The 21,155-nt window shown below is 63.0% G+C and carries 18 protein-coding genes and 7 tRNA genes; 7 read left to right on the forward strand and 18 right to left on the reverse strand.

The window, feature by feature from the left end; all coding sequences use genetic code 11:
* Positions 1 to 18: 18 nt before the first annotated feature.
* The 9 genes from ABE459_RS09455 to gltX all read right to left on the reverse strand — a co-directional run bounded on the left by ABE459_RS09455 (position 19) and on the right by gltX (position 4,121).
* Positions 19 to 852 (reverse strand): alpha/beta fold hydrolase, encoded by an 834-nt coding sequence (locus ABE459_RS09455; RefSeq protein WP_125463249.1) that lies wholly within the window; start codon positions 850 to 852, stop codon positions 19 to 21.
* Positions 853 to 877: 25 nt separating this feature from the next.
* Entirely contained in the window at positions 878 to 1,417 is a 540-nt protein-coding gene (locus ABE459_RS09460; RefSeq protein ID WP_323833309.1) for a TetR/AcrR family transcriptional regulator, read from the reverse strand.
* Between the two features lie 170 nt (positions 1,418 to 1,587).
* Positions 1,588 to 1,663: transfer RNA gene (locus tag ABE459_RS09465), tRNA-Glu, on the reverse strand.
* A 41-nt stretch (positions 1,664 to 1,704) separates the two neighbouring features.
* Positions 1,705 to 1,780, reverse strand: a tRNA-Ala gene (locus ABE459_RS09470).
* 66 nt (positions 1,781 to 1,846) lie between these two features.
* Positions 1,847 to 1,922: transfer RNA gene (locus ABE459_RS09475), tRNA-Glu, on the reverse strand.
* A gap of 41 nt (positions 1,923 to 1,963) precedes the next feature.
* Positions 1,964 to 2,039, reverse strand: a tRNA-Ala gene (locus ABE459_RS09480).
* Between the two features lie 53 nt (positions 2,040 to 2,092).
* Positions 2,093 to 2,168, reverse strand: a tRNA-Glu gene (locus tag ABE459_RS09485).
* 71 nt (positions 2,169 to 2,239) lie between these two features.
* Positions 2,240 to 2,315: transfer RNA gene (locus tag ABE459_RS09490), tRNA-Ala, on the reverse strand.
* Between the two features lie 324 nt (positions 2,316 to 2,639).
* Positions 2,640 to 4,121, reverse strand: coding sequence for a glutamate--tRNA ligase (gltX, locus tag ABE459_RS09495; RefSeq protein WP_125857910.1), 1,482 nt, complete (start codon positions 4,119 to 4,121; stop codon positions 2,640 to 2,642).
* 143 nt (positions 4,122 to 4,264) lie between these two features.
* Between gltX and ABE459_RS09500 the strand changes: the two genes are divergently transcribed.
* The 3 genes from ABE459_RS09500 (at position 4,265) to ABE459_RS09510 (ending at position 8,085) form a co-directional block, all read left to right on the forward strand.
* Positions 4,265 to 5,320 carry an HlyD family secretion protein gene (locus ABE459_RS09500; RefSeq protein WP_125463247.1) on the forward strand — a complete coding sequence of 352 codons (1,056 nt, stop codon included), beginning with the start codon at positions 4,265 to 4,267 and terminating at the stop codon, positions 5,318 to 5,320.
* Positions 5,321 to 5,369: 49 nt separating this feature from the next.
* Positions 5,370 to 6,860, forward strand: coding sequence for an MDR family MFS transporter (locus tag ABE459_RS09505; protein WP_323833319.1), 1,491 nt, complete (start codon positions 5,370 to 5,372; stop codon positions 6,858 to 6,860).
* A 535-nt stretch (positions 6,861 to 7,395) separates the two neighbouring features.
* Positions 7,396 to 8,085 (forward strand): outer membrane beta-barrel protein, encoded by a 690-nt coding sequence (locus ABE459_RS09510; protein WP_223277183.1) that lies wholly within the window; start codon positions 7,396 to 7,398, stop codon positions 8,083 to 8,085.
* 515 nt (positions 8,086 to 8,600) lie between these two features.
* Here ABE459_RS09510 and uvrB read toward each other — a convergent pair.
* Complete coding sequence (gene uvrB, locus ABE459_RS09515) at positions 8,601 to 10,616, reverse strand: excinuclease ABC subunit UvrB (protein WP_125463244.1); 2,016 nt, start codon at positions 10,614 to 10,616, stop codon at positions 8,601 to 8,603.
* A 289-nt stretch (positions 10,617 to 10,905) separates the two neighbouring features.
* On the opposite strand from uvrB, the gene ABE459_RS09520 reads away from it, so the two are divergent.
* From ABE459_RS09520 to ABE459_RS09530, 3 genes are all read left to right on the forward strand, one after another.
* Positions 10,906 to 12,102 (forward strand): amino acid aminotransferase, encoded by a 1,197-nt coding sequence (locus ABE459_RS09520; RefSeq protein WP_125463243.1) that lies wholly within the window; start codon positions 10,906 to 10,908, stop codon positions 12,100 to 12,102.
* A gap of 61 nt (positions 12,103 to 12,163) precedes the next feature.
* Positions 12,164 to 12,239: transfer RNA gene (locus ABE459_RS09525), tRNA-Asn, on the forward strand.
* Between the two features lie 266 nt (positions 12,240 to 12,505).
* The gene (locus ABE459_RS09530; protein ID WP_323833305.1) at positions 12,506 to 13,762 is read left to right on the forward strand and encodes a nucleoside deaminase; all 1,257 of its coding nucleotides are present in this window, start codon (positions 12,506 to 12,508) and stop codon (positions 13,760 to 13,762) included.
* A 22-nt stretch (positions 13,763 to 13,784) separates the two neighbouring features.
* Here the strand turns inward: ABE459_RS09530 and ABE459_RS09535 are convergent, their stop codons facing one another.
* From ABE459_RS09535 to ABE459_RS09555, 5 genes are all read right to left on the reverse strand, one after another.
* Positions 13,785 to 14,207 (reverse strand): cupin domain-containing protein, encoded by a 423-nt coding sequence (locus ABE459_RS09535; protein ID WP_323833303.1) that lies wholly within the window; start codon positions 14,205 to 14,207, stop codon positions 13,785 to 13,787.
* Positions 14,208 to 14,305: 98 nt separating this feature from the next.
* The gene (locus tag ABE459_RS09540; protein WP_125857906.1) at positions 14,306 to 14,866 is read right to left on the reverse strand and encodes a DUF1285 domain-containing protein; all 561 of its coding nucleotides are present in this window, start codon (positions 14,864 to 14,866) and stop codon (positions 14,306 to 14,308) included.
* An 11-nt stretch (positions 14,867 to 14,877) separates the two neighbouring features.
* Entirely contained in the window at positions 14,878 to 15,483 is a 606-nt protein-coding gene (locus ABE459_RS09545; protein WP_125463239.1) for a DUF4823 domain-containing protein, read from the reverse strand.
* A 66-nt stretch (positions 15,484 to 15,549) separates the two neighbouring features.
* A complete protein-coding gene (locus ABE459_RS09550; protein ID WP_125463238.1) occupies positions 15,550 to 16,518 on the reverse strand; it encodes a radical SAM protein in 969 nt (322 codons plus the stop codon).
* A gap of 129 nt (positions 16,519 to 16,647) precedes the next feature.
* The gene (locus tag ABE459_RS09555; RefSeq protein WP_110995672.1) at positions 16,648 to 17,283 is read right to left on the reverse strand and encodes a TetR/AcrR family transcriptional regulator; all 636 of its coding nucleotides are present in this window, start codon (positions 17,281 to 17,283) and stop codon (positions 16,648 to 16,650) included.
* A 73-nt stretch (positions 17,284 to 17,356) separates the two neighbouring features.
* On the opposite strand from ABE459_RS09555, the gene ABE459_RS09560 reads away from it, so the two are divergent.
* Entirely contained in the window at positions 17,357 to 18,490 is a 1,134-nt protein-coding gene (locus tag ABE459_RS09560; RefSeq protein WP_323833301.1) for an aminotransferase class V-fold PLP-dependent enzyme, read from the forward strand.
* A gap of 238 nt (positions 18,491 to 18,728) precedes the next feature.
* On the opposite strand, the gene ABE459_RS09565 is transcribed toward ABE459_RS09560, so the two are convergent.
* Genes ABE459_RS09565 through tmk form a run of 3 tightly spaced genes read right to left on the reverse strand, consistent with a single transcriptional unit; the run spans position 18,729 to position 21,153 of the window.
* Positions 18,729 to 19,511: a TatD family hydrolase gene (locus tag ABE459_RS09565; RefSeq protein ID WP_323833299.1), complete on the reverse strand. Its 783-nt coding sequence runs from the start codon at positions 19,509 to 19,511 to the stop codon at positions 18,729 to 18,731.
* Positions 19,512 to 19,541: 30 nt separating this feature from the next.
* Positions 19,542 to 20,528: a DNA polymerase III subunit delta' gene (locus ABE459_RS09570; protein ID WP_323833298.1), complete on the reverse strand. Its 987-nt coding sequence runs from the start codon at positions 20,526 to 20,528 to the stop codon at positions 19,542 to 19,544.
* Positions 20,521 to 21,153 (reverse strand): dTMP kinase, encoded by a 633-nt coding sequence (tmk, locus tag ABE459_RS09575; protein WP_125463234.1) that lies wholly within the window; start codon positions 21,151 to 21,153, stop codon positions 20,521 to 20,523. The genes ABE459_RS09570 and tmk overlap by 8 nt, the downstream gene beginning before the upstream one ends.
* Between the last annotated feature and the right edge of the window lie 2 nt (positions 21,154 to 21,155).

Genomic DNA, 21,155 nt, shown 5'->3' on the forward strand with positions numbered 1-21,155 from the left:
GCAGAGTGTAACGGATGCTCAGGCGCTTTGTCGGGCTCGCTCATTGGTGCGCGCCAGCAGTTCGAGTACCGCTTCACCCAGCCGCGGGTCGGCCAGCACGCGCACGTGGCCACCTTCTTCGAGCAAAAGCAGGCGGCTGTCGAACCAGGCCTTGTGAATGACCTGCGATTCACCAGCCGGCACCAGCACATCATCACTGGCATGCACCACCAGGCCCGGCAGGTCCAACTGATAACCGGTGACATCCAGGCGCGCAATCTGCACGCCGATATCACGCTCGACCTGGCGAATGAAGGCCGCCCTGGCCCGTGCCGGCAACCCCAGATGCCGGGCGAAGCCGCGCATCACCCCCAGCAACCGGGCTGGCGCGGCAATACTCACCGCCGCTTCGGCACGCAACCCCCACTGCAGCGCCAGCAGCACGCTGGCGCCACCCATGGAATGCCCAATCACCGCGCGCAGCGGCGGCAACTCGGCTGCGGCCTCCAGCAAGGCGCGGGCGAACAGCACCACGTGGGCCTGATGCCCTGGCGAGCGTCCATGGCCCGGGCCCTCCAGCGACACCACGGTATGCCCGGCAGCGACCAGGGTTTCGATCAGTGCGGCGAACTGGGTTGGCCGCCCTTCCCAACCGTGCATCAGCAACACGGTCGGCCCTTGCCCCCAGCGCAGTGCCGACAGCCCGAAGCGCAGAGTGATGCGCTCGGCGCGAGCCAGCAGCGGCAGTTCCCAGTCCCTCGGTGGCAGGGTGCGTGGGCTCATGAAGGCGCGGCGCATCTTGCCGGCAACGTGCTCAGGGGCCAGGTGGCCGAGGGTGCCGTTGACACCACGAATCCAGCTCAGGGTATTCATCGCCATGCTCCAGGAATGAACGTGCTCAGATCACCGCCGATTTGGCGGCACGCAGGATACGATCGGACAGCTCGCCAGTGCCCAAGGCCCGCGCCACTGCCAGGCCACCCACCATCAGGGCGAAGTCGGCCAGGGCCTTGTCCATGTCTTCGGGGCGGTCGACCATCTGCGCGGTCATCAGCTCGATGTGCTCCACCAGAACCTCACGGAAAGCGTCTGGCAGGCGCTGCATTTCGCTGAGTGCATTGGGTAGCGGGCAGGCCGCCACTTCTGCGTCACGGTGCTTGCGCGAAAGATAGAAAGCGGCAACCAGCGCACGACGGCCAGCACCGTCCAGGCTCAGGTCGACCCCGGCGAGCAAGGCCCGGCGCTCGGCCAGCAACTGGCTGAAGGCCTCCAGCATGAGCTCATCCTTGCTGTCGAAATGGGCGTAGAAGCCACCCACGGTCAGCCCGGCGGCGCCCATGACCTGGCTCACACTGGGCTCGGCCGGCCCGTGCTGGATCAACGCGCCACGCGCCGCTTCAAGAATGCGTTCGCGTGTCTTGCTCTTCTTGTCGCTCATGGCTCACCTCAAAATATTATGATCGACATATTATGCCTATCATATTTCAAGGCAAGCAAAATCTGCGGCGAGCAAGCGGCCGGCAGCAAATTCTCAGGGAGCAGCAAAAACAAAAGGCCCATTCAATAATCGAATGAGCCTTATAAGTCCCGCAAAACGCGGGTAAAAAATGGCGTCCCCTAGGGGACTCGAACCCCTGTTACCGCCGTGAAAGGGCGGTGTCCTAGGCCACTAGACGAAGGGGACGTAACCTTCGTGCCGATCCGTATTTACGAATCGCGGCGAATTGGTGGAGCTAAGCGGGATCGAACCGCTGACCTCCTGCATGCCATGCAGGCGCTCTCCCAGCTGAGCTATAGCCCCGAGGTAAAACAAAAGGCTCACCCAATTATGATGAGCCTTTCAACTCCCGCAAAACGCGGGTAAAAGTGGCGTCCCCTAGGGGACTCGAACCCCTGTTACCGCCGTGAAAGGGCGGTGTCCTAGGCCACTAGACGAAGGGGACGTAACCTTCGTGCCGATCCGTTTTCACGAACCGCGGCAAATTGGTGGAGCTAAGCGGGATCGAACCGCTGACCTCCTGCATGCCATGCAGGCGCTCTCCCAGCTGAGCTATAGCCCCAGATTTATAGCCTCTCGGCCCAGCGACATGATCAAACATCGCTTGTGCAAAACTGGCGTCCCCTAGGGGACTCGAACCCCTGTTACCGCCGTGAAAGGGCGGTGTCCTAGGCCACTAGACGAAGGGGACGAACCTTCTTACCTTCAAGACCCGGTTGCTGGACCCGGTCTTGCTTACCGGCATTGCCGTTAAGCGGAATTTGGTGGAGCTAAGCGGGATCGAACCGCTGACCTCCTGCATGCCATGCAGGCGCTCTCCCAGCTGAGCTATAGCCCCACAATGTCGCTTTGAACCGAAGCGCTGGCTGGGTGCCTGGCGTTTCGTTTTCGTTCATCGCTGTGGACGGGGCGCATATTAAGTTCCGATTGCAGGGCTGTCAAACGAATTTTTGAAATTATTCAAAAAATTTTTCACAGATAACAATCACTTACCGCCCTGCCCTGCTGACTCGGAACGCTGCGCCCTTGTAGGAGCGGCCTTGTGCCGCGAAAGGACCGCAGCGCGGTCCCACAATCTGTGCGTTGATGCAGAATCGCCGGGGCCGCTTTGCGGCCCTTTCGCGACACAAGGCCGCTCCTACAGGGGGCAGCGATAGCTAGCTCAGGCGATATTCGCCAGCAGCTTTTCCCACTCTTTGTTTTCTTTCTTCGACACGCCGCCCAGCAGGTCCAGGGCCTGGCGCAGGCGGTAACGAGTCAGGTCTGGGCCGAGGATTTCCATGGCGTCCAATACCGACACCGAGCTGGCCTGGCCAGTGATGGCGGCGAACATCAGTGGCATGGCATCGCGCAACTTGAGCTCCAACGACTCGACCACTGCCTGGATGCAGGCGGTGATGCGGTCTTTCTCCCACTGGCGCAGGCTTTCCAGCTTCCACAGGATCAGCTGCATCACCTGGCGCACCTGGTCAGACGACAGTTTCTTGCTCTCGAACAGCTTGGCGTCAAGCTTCAACGCGCCTTCGAAGAAGAAACCACCCAGCGGGGCAACCTGGCTGAAGGTTTCAACCCTGCCCTGCACGTGCGGGGCGATCTTCATCATGTAGTCGCTGTTGAAGGCCCACTTCTGCAGGCGCGCGGCGAACTCTTCCACCGGCAGTTCACGCAGCCACTGGCCGTTGAGCCAGGACAGCTTCTCGATGTCGAAGATCGGGCCGCCCAGCGAGATGCGCGACAGGTCGAAGTGCTCGACCATCTCTGCCAGCGAGAACTTCTCGCGCTCGTCCGGCATCGACCAGCCCATGCGGCCCAGGTAGTTGAGCATCGCTTCGGGCATGAAGCCCATGCGCTCGTAGAAGGTGACCGAGGTCGGGTTCTTGCGCTTGGACAGCTTGCTCTTGTCCGGGTTGCGCAGCAGCGGCATGTAGCAAAGCTTGGGCTGCTCCCAGCCGAAGTACTCGTACAGCTTGATCAGCTTGGGCGCCGAGGGCAGCCACTCTTCGCCACGCAGTACATGGGTGATGCCCATCAGGTGATCGTCGACCACGTTGGCCAGGAAGTACGTCGGCAGGCCGTCGTTCTTCATCAGCACCTGCATGTCCATGCGGTCCCACGGGATCTCGACATCGCCACGCAGCATGTCCGGCACCACGCAGATGCCTTCGCTCGGCACCTTCATGCGGATCACGTGCGGCTCGCCGGCCGCCAGGCGGCGCTGCACTTCCTCATCGCTCAGCAGCAGGGCGCGACCGTCGTAGCGCGGGGTCTCGCCGCGGGCCATCTGCTCGGCACGCATCTGCTCCAGCTCTTCGGCGGTGCAGAAGCAGTAGAAGGCGTGGCCTGCATCGACCAGCTCCTTGGCGTACTTGGCGTAGATTTCGCCACGCTCGCTCTGCCGGTACGGGCCGTGCGGGCCGCCGACGTCCGGGCCTTCGTTCCATTCGATGCCGAGCCAGCGCAGGGCGTCGAAGATCTGCTGTTCCGACTCGCGGGTGGAGCGCAACTGGTCGGTGTCTTCGATACGCAGGATGAACTCACCGCCGTGCTGCTTGGCAAAGCAGTAGTTGAACAGGGCGATGTAGGCAGTGCCGACATGGGGGTCGCCAGTGGGCGATGGCGCGATACGCGTGCGAACGGTGGTCATGGAGAGTCTCGAACGAAGATTCAAACAAAGGCGGGATGTTAGCAGGGAGCGGGCACTGGGCTCCAGCAATGGCGCTTTCGTCACTTGTGACGATGCCGGTTGCGGCTGTTAAATTTGCTTACACTTCTGGAACCATAGTCCTCATGCCCGCCCAACTCAAACGTCGCCTGCTGATCTTCATCACCCTGGTCGCACTGATCGCCCTCGCCTTCCTCGCCCACTGGTACTTCAAGGGGCGCTTCTTCGAGAGCACCGACAACGCTTATGTACAGGGCGAGATCACCCGCGTATCCAGCCAGCTCGGCGCGCGCATCGATGAAGTGAAGGTGGAAGACAACCAGCACGTCGACAAGGGCGACCTGCTGGTGCGCCTGGAAGTCGCTGATTTCGAACTGGCCGTGGCCCGCGCCCGCGCCGCATTGGCCACCCGCGAAGCGGAACTGGTGCAGGCGCAGAGCCGGCTCGCCCAGCAAGGCAGCCTGATTGCCGCCGGCCAGGCCCAGGTGGCCGCCAACCAGGCCACCCTCGACCGCTCGCAGCTCGACCTCAACCGCGCCCAGGCCCTGCGCAAGCCCGGCTTCGTTTCCGAAGAGCGTGTCACCACCCTCTCGGCGGAAAGCCATGTCGCCCGTTCCCAAGTGGACAAGGCCCAGGCCGACCTCAAGGGCCAGCGCCAGCAGGTCGATGCCCTGAGCGCCGAACTCAAGCGCCTCGATGCGCAGATTGCCAATGCCCGCGCCGACCTGGCGCAGGCCGAGATCAACCTGACCCGCTGCGAGATCCACGCGCCGATCAGCGGCACAATCGGCCAGCGCAGCGCGCGCAACGGCCAGGTGGTGCAGGCCGGCGCCTACCTGCTGTCGATCGTTCCGGACCAGGACATCTGGGTGCAGGCCAACTTCAAGGAAACCCAGATCGGCAAGATGCACCCCGGCCAGCGTGCCGAACTGCTGTTCGACAGCTACCCCGACACCCCGATCGAAGGCCGCGTCGACAGCCTGTTCGCCGCGTCCGGGGCACAGTTCAGCCTGCTGCCGCCAGACAACGCCACCGGCAACTTCACCAAGGTGGTGCAGCGCATCCCGGTCAAGCTGACCTTCGCCGCCGACAACCCGCTGCATGGCCGCATCCGCCCGGGCATGTCGGTGACGGCCACCGTCGACCTGCGCAGCCAGGACGACAGCCGCGATGGCCGGTGACCAACTGCTGCGGCCCAGCGCAGAACCCAGCCGGCGCGACTGGATCGCGGTGATGAGCGTGATGCTCGGTGCCTTCATGGCAGTGCTGGACATCCAGATCACCAACTCCTCGCTCAAGGACATCCAGGGCGCGCTGTCAGCCACCCTGGAGGAAGGCTCGTGGATTTCCACCTCCTACCTGGTGGCCGAGATCATCATGATCCCGCTGACCGCCTGGCTGGTGCAGCTGCTGTCGGCCCGGCGCCTGGCGGTGTGGGTGTCGCTGGGTTTCCTGGCCTCGTCGCTGCTGTGCTCGATGGCCTGGAACCTGGAAAGCATGATCGTGTTCCGCGCCCTGCAGGGCTTCACCGGCGGCGCGCTGATCCCGCTGGCGTTCACCCTGACGTTGATCAAACTGCCGGAACACCACCGCGCCAAGGGCATGGCCATGTTCGCCATGACCGCCACCTTCGCCCCGTCGATCGGCCCGACCCTGGGTGGCTGGCTGACCGAGAACTGGGGTTGGGAGTACATCTTCTACATCAACATCCCGCCAGGGCTGCTGATGATTGCCGGGCTGATGTACGGGCTGGAAAAGAAAGAAGCCCACTGGGAGCTGCTGAAAAGCACGGACTACTCCGGCATCGTGAGCCTCGGCCTGGGCCTGGGCTGCCTGCAGGTGTTCCTTGAAGAGGGCCACCGCAAGGACTGGCTGGAATCCAGCCTGATCGTCGGCCTGGGCAGTGTCGCCCTGGTCAGCCTGATCCTGTTCGTGATCCTGCAGCTGTCCCGCCCGCACCCGCTGATCAACCTGCGCATCCTCGGCAACCGCAACTTCGGTTTATCCAGCATCGCCAGCCTGGGCATGGGTGTGGGGCTGTACGGTTCGATCTACCTGCTGCCGCTGTATCTGGCCCAGATCCAGGGCTACAACGCCCTGCAGATCGGCGAGGTGATCATGTGGATGGGGGTGCCGCAATTGTTCCTGATTCCACTGGTGCCGCTGCTGATGAAGGTGATCTCGCCGAAGCTGCTGTGCGCCTTGGGCTTTTGCCTGTTTGGCGTGGCCAGTTTGAGTTCGGGGGTGCTCAACCCGGACTTCGCCGGGCCGCAGTTCAACCAGATCCAGGTGATCCGCGCCATTGGCCAGCCAATGATCATGGTGACCATCTCGCTGATCGCCACGGCCTACATCCAACCCCAGGATGCGGGTTCGGCGTCGAGCCTGTTCAACATCTTGCGCAACCTCGGCGGCGCAATTGGCATCGCCTTGCTGGCGACCTTGCTGGATGCGCGGGCCAAGGTGTACTTCGACTACCTGCGTGAAGCACTGGTGCCGAGCAACCCGCAAGTGGCCGAGCGCCTGGCGCAACTCACCGAGCGGTTGGGCAACGACACCGCGGCGCTGGGCAAGCTCAGTGAGATCACCCACCAGCAGGCGATGATCATGGCCTACAACGATGCCTTCCACTTCGTCGGGATCGGGCTGGCGGTGAGCATGCTGGCGGTGTTGTTGACGCGCAAGTTGCCGCTGGGATTGAAGGCCGGGGAAGCTCATTGAGGTAGCCGGCCTGCAAGAGCTGCCTTGCCGAGGCGCCGGACCGCTCGGAAAGGCGCGTAAAGCGGCCCCAGGATTTATGCATGCATGGATCAGGGGTAGCGAAGCAGCACTTTTTTCACTGCCTAAACGCTTTTTAGTCTTTGTCCTACATTCCCTCTTTGTTTCGCTCCGTACAGTGGTCGCCATGTCGCCACAGAGACAAACGAGAGAGACATCATCAAAAGGATGCCAGAGCTACAACGGATTGAAACCACCACAGGTACTGCTTGTGGGGGAAAAGTGCACGGACTGCACCGCTTGCAATCCTTGGGGAAAACCCACGGTAGTTCCTACTCTCGAGGCCGCTTGCCAGGCCCTACGCACCCATAGTTTCGATGTGGTGCTCAATCCAGTCTCTGTCGGCCACGAAGCCGGCATGGCCTTGCCCTGGGTTTCTGACCTACTAACTGAATGCCCACTTCCGTTGGCGGAGTTAGTTGGCCGAGCGACAAAAACAACGCACTGAAGATCCTCAAGAGAAATAATAGAAATGAAAATGACTGAGAAACTGTCTCTTTCACTGCTGGCGACTTTGGCGGCTCAAACTTCGTTGGCATCCGCCGCGCCTGTTGAACAAGAGGGCTATTACGGTGTCGCCCGGGTAATTAGCGCCGAGCACAAGGCTCGCAATATGTCCTCAAGCGCACGCCCCGGTATCGGTTCGTTCGTTGCGGGCGACAACAGCACCAACGACATCAGCGGCTCTATCGGGATGGGTTATCGGTTTGGCAATGGCTGGCGTTTGGAAGGGGAGCTGTCGCTGCCGCAAAAAGACAAATTCACCAGCGGCTCGAGCAACTTCCCCAGCAGCCTCAATGTTCATCACATCGAGTCCCGTCGTGTAATGCTCAATGCTTACCGGGATTTCCGTATCAGCGACAAAATCTCGCTGTACGGTTCGGCCGGGTTGGGCTTGGCTCATTTGAAGTCTTCGGGCTGGCAGGGCAACGAGTCGCGCCAGTATGAGTCGCAAAAGCAGACCAATCTAGCGTGGTCGCTGGGTGCGGGTGTGGCGTATGACGTCACCGACCGTCTGGCCCTGGACTTGGGCTATCGCTACATCGATATGGGCGATACCGAAAGCGGTTGGAACAGCTTCAACAACGCCCGACGCCTGCAGGACGAAAAAATGAAGGCCAATCTGGTGTCCAGTGAGTTCGTGCTGGGTGCTCGCTGGGCTTTCTAGTTGCGTGGAACCGCTCCCCTTTTACACAGCGCTTACCAGCCAGGAATGCTTGTAGTGGTCCAATAAAACTTGACACCCATTTAGACGAGAATGCTCGCCAGGGAGAGGTGTCCGATGACCAATTAACGTCGTTCCTTTACGGTAAGCGTCCGACGAACTCACCTTTCGAACTTCAGCTTTAAGGGCGATGGTTGTTCGCGTATTTCTCGCATCAACCTCGCTGCCAGATTTGTGAAGCGTGTGGTCAGCATGTTGTAGTAACCGGCCATTTGGCCGGTCTACTTGTCGTCATCCCGCGCTACGCAGCCCTTTCGCGACACGAGGCCGATCCTACAGAGAGCGTGCCGACACTAGGCTTTGTACGAAGAGTGCCTGCGCGACGATCATGCTGCGTTGAAAACAGGCTCGGAATGCTCATTTACAACCCGTAAAGTCGAGCGCGACTCCGACCGTTCCTCGCCTGTTTTCGCCTTGCCTGATCGCCGCTCGGCGACTTTTCATACAAACCCTGGCCTTCAACTGGCGATCAGGCGCTCGCGCAGCTTGCCGATCTCGTCGCGCAACTGCGCGGCAGCCTCGAACTCCAGGTCGCGGGCGAACTGGAACATTTTCTCTTCCAACTGCTTGATGCGCTTGGTGATCTCGGCCGGGGTCTGCAACTCGACTTCGTAACGCCCGGCCTCCTCCGCCGCCTTGGCCATGCCCTTGCGCTTCTTGCTGCGCGCACCGGGCACGGTGGCACCTTCCATGATGTCGGTGATGTCCTTGACCACACCCTTGGGCACGATGCCGTTGGCGGCGTTGAACGCCACCTGCTTGGCCCGACGCCGCTCGGTCTCGTCGATGGCGCGCTGCATGGAACCGGTGATGTTGTCGGCGTAGAGGATTGCCTTGCCGTTGAGGTTGCGCGCCGCACGGCCAATGGTCTGGATCAGCGAACGCTCGGAACGCAGGAAGCCTTCCTTGTCGGCATCGAGGATGGCCACCAGCGACACTTCCGGCATGTCCAGGCCTTCGCGCAGCAGGTTGATGCCCACCAATACGTCGAAGGTGCCCAGGCGCAGGTCGCGGATGATCTCCACCCGCTCGACGGTATCGATGTCCGAGTGCAGGTAACGCACTCGCACATCGTGATCGGCCAGGTAGTCGGTGAGGTCTTCGGCCATACGCTTGGTCAGGGTGGTGGCCAGCACCCGCTCGCCCAAGGCGACGCGCTTGCCGATTTCCGACAGCAGGTCGTCGACCTGGGTCAGCGCGGGACGCACTTCGACCTGCGGGTCGACCAGGCCGGTGGGGCGCACCACCTGCTCGACCACGCGCCCGGCGTGCTCGGCTTCGTAAGGGCCGGGCGTTGCGGACACGAAGATGGTCTGCGGGCTGACCGCCTCCCACTCGTCGAAGCGCATGGGGCGGTTGTCCAATGCCGATGGCATGCGGAAGCCATACTCCACCAGCGTTTCCTTGCGCGAGCGGTCGCCTTTGTACATGGCGCCGACCTGGGGTACGGAAACGTGGGATTCGTCGATCACCAGCAGTGCATCCGCCGGCAGGTAGTCGTACAGCGTGGGTGGCGGCGCACCAGCCGGGCGCCCGGAAAGGTAGCGCGAGTAGTTTTCGATGCCGTTGCAGTAGCCCAGTTCGAGGATCATCTCCAGGTCGAAGCGGGTGCGCTGCTCCAGGCGCTGGGCCTCGACCAGCTTGTTGTGCTTGTGCAGGTACTCCAGGCGCTCCTTGAGCTCTTCCTTGATGCCCTCCACCGCTTCGAGCAGCGTTTCGCGCGGCGTGACGTAGTGCGACTTGGGGTAGAAGGTGAAGCGCGGCAGCTTGCGGATCACCTCGCCGGTCAGCGGGTCGAAGGCGGCGATGTTCTCCACCTCGTCATCGAACAGTTCGATGCGGATGGCCTCCAGGTCCGATTCGGCCGGGAACACGTCGATCACATCGCCGCGCACACGGAAGGTGGCGCGGGCGAAGTCCATCTCGTTGCGGGTGTACTGCAGTTCGGTCAGGCGGCGCAGCAACGCACGCTGGTCGAGTTGGTCGCCACGATCGACGTGCAGGACCATCTTCAGGTACGCCTCGGGGCTGCCCAGGCCATAGATGCACGATACGGTGGTGACGATGATCGCGTCGCGCCGCTCCAGCAGCGCCTTGGTCGCCGACAGACGCATCTGCTCGATATGGTCGTTGATCGAGGCGTCCTTCTCGATGAAGGTGTCCGACGACGGCACGTAGGCCTCGGGCTGGTAGTAGTCGTAGTAGGAGACGAAGTACTCGACCGCGTTGTTCGGGAAGAACGCCTTGAACTCGCCGTAAAGCTGCGCCGCCAGGGTCTTGTTCGGCGCCAGCACCAAGGTCGGGCGCTGCACCTGCTGGATCACGTTGGCGATGCTGAAGGTCTTGCCCGAGCCGGTCACGCCCAGCAGCGTCTGGTGCGAAAGCCCGGCCTCGATGCCTTCGACCATCTGGCGGATGGCCTCGGGCTGGTCGCCGGCCGGCTGGAATCGGGTGACGAGCTGGAACTCGGACATGACGGACCTCGTGAATGTCGCGGCAACTGTAAATTTAGCCAGTAGTCTATACGCAAATGCGCCCGCCGGGCGCGGCTTTCAAGCCTGGCCCGGCAGCACCTATGGCAATGGACCGGGCAATTCGACCAATGGTCGAAAAATATTTGCGCAAACAGCCGGAAAAGCTGCGCCAGACTGTCGCAGTGACCGGTCGGTATCACTATACTGACTCCCCGTTTGTGCACCGCTTCAGTGCATTCGGCTGGAGCGTGGCAACCCCTTTCACTCTCCTATCCGAGCCAAGGTAACAATGAGCCTGTTTTCCGCTGTCGAGCTGGCACCCCGCGACCCCATCCTGGGCCTCAACGAAGCATTCAACGCTGACCCACGTACCGACAAGGTCAACCTGGGCGTAGGCGTCTACTGCAATGAGGAAGGCCGCATTCCGCTGCTGCGCGCAGTGATCGAAGCAGAGACCCAGCGTGCCGCCCAGCACGCTTCCCGCGGCTACCTGCCGATCGATGGCATCGCGCAGTACGACCAGGCCGTGCAAAAGCTGATTTTCGGTGCCCAATCGCCACTGCTGGCCGCCGGCCGTGTAGTGACCGTGCAGGCTGTCGGCGGTACCGGCGCGCTCAAGATCGGTGCCGACTTCCTCAAGCGCCTGGCGCCGGGCGCCGTGGTTGCCATCAGCGACCCGAGCTGGGAAAACCACCGCGCTCTGTTCGAAACCGCAGGTTTCCCGGTCAAGAACTACCGTTACTACGACGCCGCCAGCCATGACGTCAACCGTGCCGGCATGCTCGAAGACCTGAACAACCTGCCCTCCGGCTCGATCATCGTGCTGCACGCCTGCTGCCACAACCCGACCGGCGTCGACCTGTCGCTGGACGACTGGAAGAACGTGCTGGAAGTGGTCAAGGCCAAAGGCCACGTGCCGTTCCTCGACATGGCCTACCAGGGCTTTGGTGACGGCATCGCCGAAGACGCCTTCGCCGTGCGCCTGTTCGCCGAGTCGGGCCTGGAGTTCTTCGTGTCCAGCTCGTTCTCCAAGTCGTTCTCGCTGTACGGCGAGCGCGTCGGCGCGCTGTCGATCGTCACCGCCTCGAAAGACGAGAGCACCCGCGTGCTGTCGCAGGTCAAACGGGTGATCCGCACCACCTACTCCAACCCGCCGACCCACGGCGCGACCATCGTCGCCACCGTGCTGAACAGCCCTGAGCTGTGCCAGATGTGGGAAGCCGAACTGGCCGAGATGCGCACCCGCATCCATGGCATGCGCAAGCAGATGGTCGAGCTGCTGGCCGAGTACGGTGCCAAGCGCGACTTCAGCTTCGTTGGTCGTCAGGCCGGCATGTTCTCCTACTCCGGCCTGAGCGTGGAGCAAGTGGCACGCCTGAAGAACGAGTTCGGCATCTATGCCCTGGACACCGGCCGCATCGCTGTTGCTGCCCTGAACCAGAGCAACATCCACGTGGTCACCAAGGCCATCGTAGAAGTACTGTAACTCCTTGATTGCCAAGGGGAAGCTTGACTTCCCCCTGGCAACCGGTAAGATACGCCGAAATTCCGCGATAGCTCAGTCGGTAGAGCAAATGACTGTTAATCATTGGGTCCCTGGTTCGAGTCCAGGTCGCGGAGCCAAACAGCGTTGCAGAGATTGTCTCCACAGTCTTTGAACACCCGAAGAACCCGCCTCCTGGCGGTTTTTTTCGTTTTGGCGTGTAGCTGCCTGCCACCGTGTGAACGTTCTCGATGGCCGACCCAATTCAGCTTGCCCGTGACAACGCCTGCGCTGTCTCGCCCACCAGGCAGGCACTACAGGTTCTTTTGCACACGCCCCTTGTTTTCCAATTGCCCTGAACTATCGTCTGCATGCGCATCCGGCGCCTCAACGACAGGGAGTCAAGATGGACACCAAGCAGACCGCCCAAAATGCCCAGCAAGCGGTGGAACTCGTTGCCAACCAGGCCATTCTGGCCAGCCAACAAGGCACCTTCGCAGTTGGTGGCTGCATCATCGAAAACGCCACCGGCAACGTGCTCGCCGCCCTGCACAACAATGTGCTGATGCCCTACCCCGGCAGCACCGCGCAGCCGCCGTTCCTGCCCCACGACCCGACCGCCCACGGTGAACGACAGCTGGTGGACTGGTACTTCGCCAATCGCGAACGCCTGGGCCTGCCAGCGCCGGAAAAACTGACCGTGGTGACCACCCTCGACCCCTGCGCCATGTGCGCCGGCTCGCTGCTGACTGCCGGCTTCAACGTGGCGGTCAGTGCCATCGATACTTACGCGGGGATCAACTTCAACAGCCAGTTCGATTTCCCCAGCCTGCCGCCCGCCGTACGCCAGAAGGCGCAGGCCAGTTGGGGCTACTATGCGGTTGCCGCGCCGATCAACCGATCCTATCAAGGCGCAGGCAGCGGGCCGGTCTATGCCGGCTGCGGTATTGATGCGGCAGCCTTCAGCCTCACCGGTTCGATCTTCGACGCCAGCGTGTCCAACGTGCGTGACGCCAGCAACAACAGCGGCCTGCCACCTGACCAGTTGCGCAACCCAAGTTCGCTGCCCGCCGACAGCAAAGTCCGGCAGGCCCTGGCCGCCCTGAGCCCCTGGAGCCTCAAGGTCAGCAGCGCCAACCCGCGCATGCCTGGGCAGGAACTGGCCCGCCCATTGATCGAAACCGCCCGGCAGGCCGACACCATGAACGCCGTGGCCTTGCTCGACCCGTTCGGCAACCTGTTGGCTTGCCTGGGAGGCGTGGAGAAGCAGTCGCCAATCCGCACCGCGTTCATGGAGACCACGCGTGGCTATGCCGAACTGCGCTGGAAGCTGATGAACGACAACGACCCTGCTGTACGCGCCCAGGCGAAGCAATGCCTCACGCACCCCAAATACGGCACCTTCGTGTTCCTGTACATCCCTGACCCGGCGACCAGCCAGGCGGTGATGACATTTGGCGCTTACGGCTCAACCATGGAAGGGCCGGTGCCGCAGTCATTCCCCTCCAACTTGCAGTATGTGCTACTGCCTGCCGGCGTCAGTGCCCAGGCCGTGGCGCAACTGGCGCAGAACCTGCCGCCCTTCTATACCCAGAGCGTCCAGGTGGCACCCAGCCAAGTGCTGGACACGGCCCTGATCAGCGCCGTGCAGCGCGAACTGTAGCCACGACGCCCTGACGGGCGACTCATTGGGACAGGGGTTCGGTCACTGGCCGCCCCTCGTCCACCAGGCTCCACACCAGCAGCTTGGCCGGCGCGGTCTTGCTGGCGTTGCTCGATACACTGTGCACGGTGCCGGGCGCTTCGTACCAGAACTCGCCGGCCTTGTAGGTTTTCTGCGGCTCGTCGTTGAGCTTCGAGACGACCGCGCCTTCCAATACATAAGCCATGACCGCGCCTGGGTGCTGATGGGCGGGCGATGCCTGGCCCGGTGCGTAGCTGACGGTGAGCATCACCGCTTTCTTGCCCGGGGCATTGCTGGGCAACTGCTCCTGGAGAATCTTCACCTGGTCGGGATGCTGCGCGTCACCATGGGCCCAGGCAGGCACCTTGGTGCCCAACAGGCCGAGGGCGACAAATACGCTGAGGGAAAGACGGGGAATGTTCATGAAGGGGATCTCCTGATTGGCTGTGGCCCTCAGGTTATGCCCCGCCCAATATAGGGGAAACGGCCAATCCGCGGAAAAAGCGGGAGGCCGATTTTCACTCAGGCGTCGCGCCCGATCGGGTAGAACTGGCCATGGCTCCAAACCCCGAGCCACTGCTCACCCTCGATGGTCTGCGGCACCGCCAGCTCCACCAACTGATAGAACACATTGCGGTGAATCAGCGCCTCGAGGTTGCCACGCATGAGCACATAGGGCGCAGGCTCCTGGGTGATCGGGTCGATCACTACCCGCAGTGGGTTGGCCGGGCCGGCTTCGACCTGATCGTCGACGTTGCTGGTGAAGCGCAGCACCTGCTGCTCGCCACTCCCCTGCACATCCAGCAGCACCGCAACGAAGGGCGCGTCATCAACGCGAATACCGACTTTTTCCACCGGCGTGACCAGGAAGTAGTCGTCGCCATCGCGGCGGATGATGGTGGAAAACAGCCGGACCATCGGTTTGCGCCCGATCGGCGTACCCAGGTAGTACCAGGTGCCGTCACGGGCGATGCGCATGTCGATGTCGCCGCAGAAATCCGGGTTCCACAGATGCACCGGTGGCAGGCCCTTGTGTGCGGGGATCTGCGCCAGGAGATCGTTGGCTTTGCCGGTGTCGGTCATATCACGCTCGCTTACTTGCTCATGCCCAAGAGGCTACGAGCGTACTCGCGCATGGGCGCGGCAAGCAAATCCTGGGGGCTGTTGTCATGGAACGTCAACAAACCGCCACGGCTCTTGATGCGGGCGGTGTCGATCAGGTAGCGGGTGCTGGTCTCGATCAACATCATCTGCACCACGCCAGTGTCCCAGCCCAGGCGGTCGACGGCCTGTTCGTCATACCATTCATCGCCATTGCCGATACGGTCGTCGGTGCGGGCGAAGCGGGTGTACAGCACGTAGTCGGCGCCGACCGAACGGGCTTCGGCAATCGCGTCTTCCAGGCCGAGCGGGCCCTGGGCGCGGCGCACCAGCGGGAAGTATTCGATGAAGCTCTTGAAGGCTTCCTCGGCCACGGCGTTCTGGCGCGGCTGCGGCCCCTTGCCCGGCGGCATGAACGCGCCCTGACCAATGAAGATGAACGAATCGGGCTGCAAGCGGATGGACAGGGTACGGGTGGTGTTGCTGTGGTCCAGCAGGCCCACGTCGCTCATCTGGTAACGGACCTCTTCCCCCATGTCGCTGACTTTCATGCAACCGCCCAACGCCATCAGCGCCAGCAGCAAGACCAGGCTACGCATCTTTCCTCCAAAGGCCGGTGACGAAAAACCGGCGAATAGCCGCCAGATGCAGCTTTTGCGCCAGAGTCAGCCGCCGATCACCTTCATCACCATCACATCGCCGGAGAACGCCAGGTCCTGCTTGTCCGCCAGCGCCTTCACCAGCAACCGCTGCAACGCCGGCAGCGCCTGGTGGCGCGGCTTGTCCAGCAGGTCGCCGACAAAGTGACGGTTGCCTGAAGAGAGGCAACCATGCAGCCAGCCGGTGGACGACAAGCGCAGCCGCGAGCAGGCGCGACAGAAGGGTACGCTCTCGTTGGCGATCACTCCGAAGTGCCCTTTGCCGGGTATGCGATAACGTAGCGCGGTAGCATCCACCGGGCGCTGCGCCTGCTCGAACTCATAGGCTTCGCCGATCAGCGCGAGCAACTGCTCCAGCCCCACGAACTGCTGCCCGAAGGCATTGCTGTCTCGGGCCAGGTGGCCCATGCGCATCAGCTCGATGAAGCGCAGCTCGTAACCTTTCTGCAGACAGTAGTCGAGCAGCGGCAGTACCTGATCGAGGTTTTGCCCACGCATGGGCACCATGTTGACTTTGATCGCCATGCCGGCAGCGCTGGCCTGGGCCATGCCGTCGAGCACGCTGGCCAGGTCGCCGCCACGGGCGATGCGGCGAAACGCCAGGGGGTCGAGGGTATCGAGCGAGACATTCAGCCTGCGGATGCCGGCAGCACGCAGCAACGGCAGTTTGCGGGCGAGCAGTTGGCCATTGGTGGTGAGGCTGATGTCCTCCAGCCCGAGCCCTGCCACCGCCGTCAGGAAGCCCTCGAGCCGCGGGCTGATCAGCGGCTCGCCGCCGGTGATGCGCAAGCGCTCGACACCTGCGGCCTCGACCAGATAGGCCACGCCGCGCCCCAGCGCCTCGGCCCCCAGTTCGTCCTGCGCCGCAACCAGGCGCTTGCCATCGGGCACGCAGTAGGTACAGGCGTAGTTGCAGGCAGCAGTCAGGCTGACGCGCAGGTTGCGAAAGCGCCTGCCTTGACGATCGACGATCATGGGTGACTCCGGCATGGAAGAATCGGACCGGCAAAACCTGACTCATAAATCAGGTTTTTGCAAGTCTTCCTGTCGAAGGCTGAATCGCGCAATGCTCACCGAGGGCCGGCAAGCACCGCCCGGGCCGCTTCAGTTCGCGGTTTCTGGGTCGCGCTTGCGTTTGTTGCCCATGCGCACGCCGATGTCCATGAGGAACTGGAAGAAGCCTTCCTGATCTTCCAGCACGTTGCTCCAGAACGGCGAGTGGTACAGCGCCACCGCACCGTGGACCAGCGCCCACGCCGCGCAATAGTGAAAGTACGGCGGCACGTCCTCGAGCTTGCCTTCGCTGATGCGGCCCTTGATCAGCTGCGTCAGGCGGTCGAAGTTGGAGGCGCGGATGCTGTGCAACTGCTCGACCATTTCCGGCACCTGGTTGCCCTTGACCACCTTTTCTTCCAGGCGGTCGAACAGCCGGTAGCGCTGCGGGTCGCGCATGCGGAACTCGAAGTAGGCGCGCGACAGCGCCTCTTTGTCACGGTCGACGTCAGCGGAATGCAGCAGCTCGTTCAGGTCACGCTCATAGTCGAGCATCAGGCGCAGGTAGATCTCCGCCTTGGACTTGAAGTGCTTGTAGATCGTGCCTTTGCCGATGCCGACGGCGTCGGCGATCATCTCGACGGTGACACTGTCTTCACCCTGTTCGAGAAACAGCTTGAGCGCCGTATCGAGGATTTCCTGCTCGCGGCGGCGAAATTCACGGACCTTACGAGGTTCTTTGTGCATAGGTAGGACTAGGATGACAATCGAAGCGGATTATTATGCCTAACTGGCGGCAAATTGCACGGATCTTCCAAGCATGTCTGTGTTTCTTGATGAGTTCGAGCAGGCTCCGGGCCTGTGCTACCTGAACCACGCGGCCATCGCTCCGTGGCCGCGCCGGGCCACTGATGCCGTGGCGCGCTTCGCCCGTGACAACCTGCAGCGGGGCGCCAGCGACTACCCGGCCTGGCTGGCCACCGAGCGACGCCTGCGCGAACGCCTGGCGCGCCTGCTCAACGCGCCGTCCACAGGCGACATCGCCTTGCTGGGCAATACCTCGCAAGCCTTGTCACTGGTGGCCTTCGGCCTCGACTGGCAACGCGGCGACCAGGTGATCATCACCGACGAAGAGTTCCCCTCCAATCGCGTGGTCTGGCAGGCACTGGCGGATCAAGGCGTCGATGTGATCGAGACCAGCCTGGCCGGGGATGACCCAGAGGCCGCACTGCTTAAGGCCTGTGGCCCGCGCGCCCGGCTGCTGGCGATCAGTGCCGTGCAGTTCGCCAGCGGCCTGCGCCTGGACCTTGCCCGCCTCGGCCAGGGGTGTCGCGAACGGGGCGTGCTGTTCTGCGTCGATGCCATCCAGCAGATTGGCGCCCTGCCCTTCGACGTGCAGCACTACCAGTGCGATTTCGCCATGGCCGACGGCCACAAGTGGATGCTCGGCCCCGAGGGACTGGGGGTGTTCTACTGCCGCGGCGCCCTGCGCAGCCAGTTGAAACTGCACGCCTACGGCTGGCACATGCTCGAACAGCTGGGCGATTTCGAGCGCCGCAGCTGGCAACCGGCACGCAGCGCCCGACGCTTCGAGCCGGGCAGCCCGAACATGCTCGGCGCCTGTGCGCTGGAGGCCAGCCTGTCATTGCTGGAAGATGTCGGCATGCACGTGGTTGCAGAGCAACTCGGGCAGCGCATCGAGCAACTGCACCAGGGGCTGGCGGCGATCCCGGGGGTGCAGCTGCACAGCCCGGCACACCCAAGGCGCCGCGCAGGCATCGTCAATTTCACTGTGGCTGGCCGCGCCAATGCCGACATTTATCGGGCGCTAAGCAGCCAGCAAGTGATCTGCGCCCTGCGCGGGCCCGGCGTGCGTTTTTCCCCACACTTCTATACCGATGAGCGCCTGATCGACGAAGCACTGCGGCTGGTCAGGCAAATCGCCATGCACTGATCGCCCAAGGGACCGCCGACGTATTCCAAATCTGTTTAAAAAACGATCAGCGAGCGCTGGCAGGGCGCCAATCCTGGCCAATACTTGAAGTGTTGGCGCGGCGCATCCCCCCCAAGTGGCGCGCCGATAAAGGTGCCCAGGGACCGCGTACCTTTGTTTTACTCCTAATGGTCTTAACCCGGATTCCCCCCCCAGAACCCGGGTTTTTTTTGCCCGGGCGCCAGCGGCGAACTGCGGATCAGGCCACCCGTGCCAGCGGGAACAGGCGCTTGAAGTTGGCGGTGGTCTGCTCGGCCAGCTGCTCATAGCTGGCGCCGCGCAGCGAGGCGACATATTCGGCCACTTCCCGCACGTACTGCGGCAGGTTCGGCTTGCCGCGGTACGGGATCGGCGCCAGGTACGGCGAATCGGTCTCCACCAGCAGGCGATCGACCGGCACCTGCCGGGCTACCTCGCGCAGGGCATCGGCGTTGCGGAAAGTCACGATGCCGGACAACGAGATGTAATAACCCAAGTCCAGCGCAGCCTTGGCCATCGGCCAATCTTCGGTGAAGCAGTGCAGCACCCCGGCCTGGGGCAGGTTGGCTTCACGCAGCAGGGCCAGGGTGTCCTCGCGGGCCGCACGGGTATGCACGATCACCGGCTTGCCGGTCTGGCGCGAGGCTTCCAGGTGCAGGCGGAAGGAGGCTTGCTGCAGCTCGGCGGCTTCGGGCTCGTAGTGGTAATCCAGGCCGGTCTCGCCGATGGCCACCACATGCGGATGGGCCAGCTCGCGCAGCAGCCACTCCAGGGCCGGGGTTTCACCCGGCGCCAGGTCCAGCGGATGCACCCCCACCGAACAATCGACGTCGGCGTACTGCTCGCTGAGCGCCTTGACCGCGCCGGCGTTGTCGGCGCTGACGCCGATGCACAGGAAATGCCCGACGCCACGCTCACGCGCGGCCTGCAGGGCGGCATCGAGGGAACCCTGATGGGCGCTGAGATCAAGACGGTCGAGGTGGCAATGGGAATCTACGAGCATGGGAACACACACATGAATGAACGATGGAGATCAGCGCATGCCCGGCAGCTGCACCCAATGGGCGAGCAAGGCTTCGAGCAGCAGCACACGGTTGAGGTTGGCCTTGCCCAGCACTTTCTGACGCTGCTCGAGGATCCACTCCTGGACCTCCAGCACCTTGGCCTGGCGGCTCTTCTGCGCCAGGTACTGCAGCACCTTGCGCATGTCGGCCAGGCCTAGCCCGTCCTCGTCCTGGGTCAGCTGATAGCGCAGGATCAGGTGCGACCAGTCGCAGAACCAGTCGAACAACAACAGCAACGGCACGTTGTTCCAGGCTTCGGCCAGCTGGCTGGGCGACTGCTGCTGCTTGAGCAGCTTCTTCACGCCCTCGGTGACCAGCGCGCGCTGCTCGCGCACACCCTTCGCCTGCAGGCTGACAGCCATCAGCGGCGAGCCGGCGGCCAGAGTCAGCAGCTCCTCGCGCTCGTCTTCGCCGCTATCGGCAAGGGCATCAGCCAGCCACGCACGGCTCTGGGCCAGGCTCGGCTGCGGGCAGGTGACCTGCTGGCAACGGCTCTTGATGGTGGGCAGCAAGCGGCTGGGCTGGTGGCTGACCAACAGCAGCACGGTATCGCCGGAAGGCTCCTCAAGGCTCTTGAGCAAGGCATTGGAGGCGTTGACGTTCATCGCCTCCACCGGCTCGATCAGCACCACCTTGCGCCCGCCCTGCTGGGCCGTCTGCACGATGAACGACACCAGTTCGCGAACCTGGTCGACCTTGATCGGCTTGTCGGCTTCTTCTGGCTCCAGCACGAAGTTGTCCGGATGGCTGCCGGCCTTGAGCAGCAGACACGCCTTGCACTGCCCGCAGGCATCCAGCCCCTGGGGCGTCTGGCACAGTAGCCGCGCCATCAACCGCTCGGCCAGGGCACGCTTGCCGATACCCTGGGGGCCATGCAGCAGATAGGCATGGGCATGCTGACTGCGCCCGGCCAGTTGCTGCCAGAGCGCCTGTTGCCAGGGGTAGGCTTCAGCCACGGCAACGCTCCACAAGGCCCGGCAGCAGCGCATCGATCGCCCGTTGCACCGCATCCAGCGGCTGAGCGGCATCCAGCAGGCTGTAGCGTTGCGGCTGCTGGGCGGCGCGTTGCAGGTAGGCCTGTCGCACCGCCTCGAAGAAGGCCTGGCCCTCTTGCTCGAAGCGGTCCAGCCGGCCACGGGCGGCAGCACGGGCCAGGCCGACCTCGACGGGCAGGTCGAAGACCAGGGTCAGGTCCGGGCGCAGTTCGCCCTGGACGAAGGATTCAAGGATGGCGATGCGCTCCACCGACAAGCCACGGCCACCACCCTGATAGGCGTAGGTAGCATCGGTGAAGCGATCGCAGAGCACCACGGCGCCACGCGCCAGGGCCGGGCGGATCACTTCTGCCAGGTGCTGTGCACGGGCAGCGAACATCAGCAGCAACTCGGTATCGACCGCCATGGGCTCGTCGCTGGGCGCCAGCAGCAGCTCGCGGATGCGCTCGGCCAGTGGCGTGCCACCGGGTTCGCGGGTCATCACCACATCGACACCCTGCTCACGCAGGCGCGCCGCCAGGTAGTCGCGGTTGGTGCTCTTGCCCGCGCCTTCGGGGCCTTCCAGGGTGATAAACAAACCGCTCACGG

The sequence above is a fragment of the Pseudomonas sp. TWI923 genome, from assembly GCF_039673365.1.
Lineage (GTDB): Bacteria > Pseudomonadota > Gammaproteobacteria > Pseudomonadales > Pseudomonadaceae > Aquipseudomonas > Aquipseudomonas sichuanensis.